This window comes from Nocardia sp. NPDC005366 (genome assembly GCF_040606855.1).
Classification (GTDB): Bacteria; Actinomycetota; Actinomycetes; order Mycobacteriales; family Mycobacteriaceae; genus Nocardia.
This window is the reverse complement of the sequence record NZ_JBEXFQ010000090.1, coordinates 1-2,906: the sequence shown is the minus strand read 5'-3', so window position 1 is coordinate 2,906 and position 2,906 is coordinate 1. Positions and strand designations below refer to the sequence as shown.

General features: G+C 66.0%; 1 protein-coding gene. It reads right to left on the bottom strand.

Annotated elements, in window-relative coordinates; genetic code table 11:
* Positions 1-105: 105 nt before the first annotated feature.
* Positions 106-1,821, bottom strand: a complete 1,716-nt coding sequence (locus tag ABZS43_RS36490; RefSeq protein WP_355040579.1) for a hypothetical protein — start codon at positions 1,819-1,821, stop codon at positions 106-108.
* Positions 1,822-2,906 lie beyond the last annotated feature (1,085 nt).

The following is a 2,906-nucleotide window of genomic DNA, read 5'->3' as shown; positions in this document are numbered from 1 at the left end:
CCCGGCTCGTCGCGACGAGCCGGGCCGGATTTTCGCACCATGCGACATGGCGAGAGACATATTCCACTCATCGGATGCGCGAGACGGCATCCCGCGCGGGTCCGATCAGGTGAAGTTCCCCGCGAAATCGGCGAGCCCGGTGGACACCACCTCGGGTTGCCCGTTGTTCTGCCGCGCGGCGGCGGTGAGTACGTCGAGGTGGTTGTAGCCGGGTAGTTGGATGACCTCGTCCCGCGGGTTGCCGGAATCGGCGACCGGGATTCCGCCGCTGCCGCGGAAGGTCAGGATCGGGTTGCGGTTCACACCGTCTGGGTGAAGGTGGTTGTGGGCGAAGGACGGCGCCGAATTCTGTTGCAGATCGAGGGCGAGCCGCGACGGGAAATACCATTCGGTGAAGTCGAGCGGCGGTTCGCTGAGACTGCGGGCGAGTTCGCCGATGGAGGTGACCTCGCTGCCCGGGCTCGTGTACAGGCGGGCATCGGGCGCGGTCGAACCCGCGGTGTCGTCGTAGTCCACCCACCGGTAGACCGTGCTCGGGTCGTACGTCGTGGGGGACACTTTCGGCGCATCACCGAACATGCCCAGCGCGAGCGGACTCCGTGCGATCGAGTCCGGCACCGGAAAGGTTTTGGGGCCGACCGGTCCACCCCCGACGAAACCGACGCTGGTCTGCAGGAATCCGAGGGGCTGCGAATTATCGTCGAGTATCGCCCCGAGTACGGCTTCATTGGTCGCGTTCAGCTGACGCACGTCTGGTTTGCCGGTGGCGAACATGACGGCATCCTGCGAGAGCAAGGTTCGCAGTGTACCCGTGATATTGAGATTGTCCGGCAGGCGCTGGACGAGATCGTTGACGCCGTCCGGGCTCAGCCGGGCCGCGAGTCCCGCCAGTGCGAGCAGGTTGGTGGTCTCGGGGTTGATCACCGCGGGCAGTCGAAGGACCGGCAGCGCGGTATCCAGGCGCAGCGAAACGTCTTCCACCGATCCGGCGGCCGATGCGGGCAGTTCAGGAATGTCGAGACCACGCAGGCCGAGCCCCGCCTTGATGGTGGTGTCCAGCGCGAAATAGCCCGAGCACTGGTTGTATCCGGCGTCATCGGTGGTCGCCGGGTCACCGTCGAAATCCCATTCCGCGAAATAGCCGGTGAGGAAGCCGCCGAGCGAGTGTCCGCCGCACAGCACCTTCCGTTTGCGCACCGCCTGGTCCGGGAATTCGATCCGCAGCACGTCGTATTCGTCCCGCAGCATCTGCGCGAGTCCCTGATCGCGCAGCCACGCCGTCGCGTCGCCCTCGGCGAATCCCGCGAACCGGCCACCATCGGCCTCCGCGCCGTGAAAATAGTAGTTCGTCGCGGTGTCGAACGAGCCGGTCTGTAGCGCCGCCCGGACCCCGGTGTGGTCCTCGAGGCAGTTCGACCGCCGATCGAGCGCCCAGAATTCGATGTGGCGCCCCAACTCGGCAGCCCGCGCGACAGTATTGCGCGCAACGCTGTCGAAGGCTCCCGCCCCCTCGAAGATGCCGGGCTGGGCGACCAGGACGCGGTCGGCATCGGCCGAGGACCGCGGTCCGTCGGCGGATCGCCACCGCAAATAGGACAGGGTGTCGCAGGCCGCGGGATGCGGCAGGCTGTCCGGCGGCAATGGCACCGCCAGAGTGACCTTCGACGCGACGACAGAGGTCACCGGCGACGACGAGGAGTACACCGACTCCGCACGGTCCGGCACCGCACCGCTGGCGATCGGAGTCGCCGCGGACACACCCACTACGGCCGCCACCGGTATCAGTAACAACGCGGAGAGGCTGTTTCGCCGAAGCCGCATCCGACCATCCCTTCACGATGCCGATCGCTGGTTATCGAACCGCGCCGCGGCACGGATGACCCAGGAATCGAGTCCGCGTCTGGCAGATTCACAACGGCGAAGGGATCGAGGCTGGGGACGGCACAGAGCCGGACCCCACGATCTCGAGTGACGGATGCGATGAACCGTGAGCTCTGGCTGCCGCGAACTCACTGCGGACCGAGCTGGATGCGAGCGACGGGGAAGAGCACTGGAATACCGATTTACCTGCGGTTTCGTAGTGCCCCCAGTCGGACTCGAACCGACACTTGGCGGATTTTAAGGTTGCCATTCTGAATCGTTGCAGGTCACGGCATCGTTGGTCGTGATGTGCAGTGTGGCTCGACCTGGAAAAACGGCCATTTGCACCGTTGGTGTAGGTGGTAGGAGTCGGCGCTACTGCGGACTCGTTCCGGACTGAAAGCGGCGGGCGGACACTCCCCCGCCGCTTCGTCATGTCCGGGTGACTTCCCTTCCCCTGCTTCCTCATACTGGCCATCCTGAACTGAGGGAGGTCGTGTCAAGGGCGCTCTTTCCCTTGACTCGGCCGAGTGAGGTCAGACAATCGGGCCATGAGGAGGCAGGGAGCTACGCAACCACTCCCCTCCACCTGACCGCCGGTTTCTCTCAGCAATTCATCCACCCAGCTCAGCCCGTCTTTTGACCGCGGTCGTGGCTGGACTCGGGGCCGGTATCGGATCGGCTGGGACCGACCACGGCTCGATGTTCGGCAGGTGGCCTATGAGGCAAGCGAGCGAAGCTCGTGCGGCAGCCCGTTTGTGAGTCGACCGGATCGCGGCGCCGACGATATCGGCTCGACGGGTGTCGGTCGGATCGGGCTCGCCGGATTTCTCTCAGCAATGCGGACTCGGGCAGCTGTGTGCCTGTCCACGCTTCCGGGGTGATGCGGGAGTCCGCGGTAAGTCCGAGCGCCCTGGCGGCGATCCCGTCCGCCGACGCGCCGACGCGCCCGCCTGCCGCAGCGTGCGGAGGCGGGCGGTTGCGTGTCGAAGCGCGGCGGCGGCGCGGAGCGCCGCCGGGGCGCTCTTGACTCTATATAGCGAAAT

Bases quoted from the DNA above. Each gene is read 5' to 3' on its own strand.
- ABZS43_RS36490 (WP_355040579.1), bottom strand. From the start codon at position 1,821: ATGCGGCTTCGGCGAAACAGCCTCTCCGCGTTGTTACTGATACCGGTG.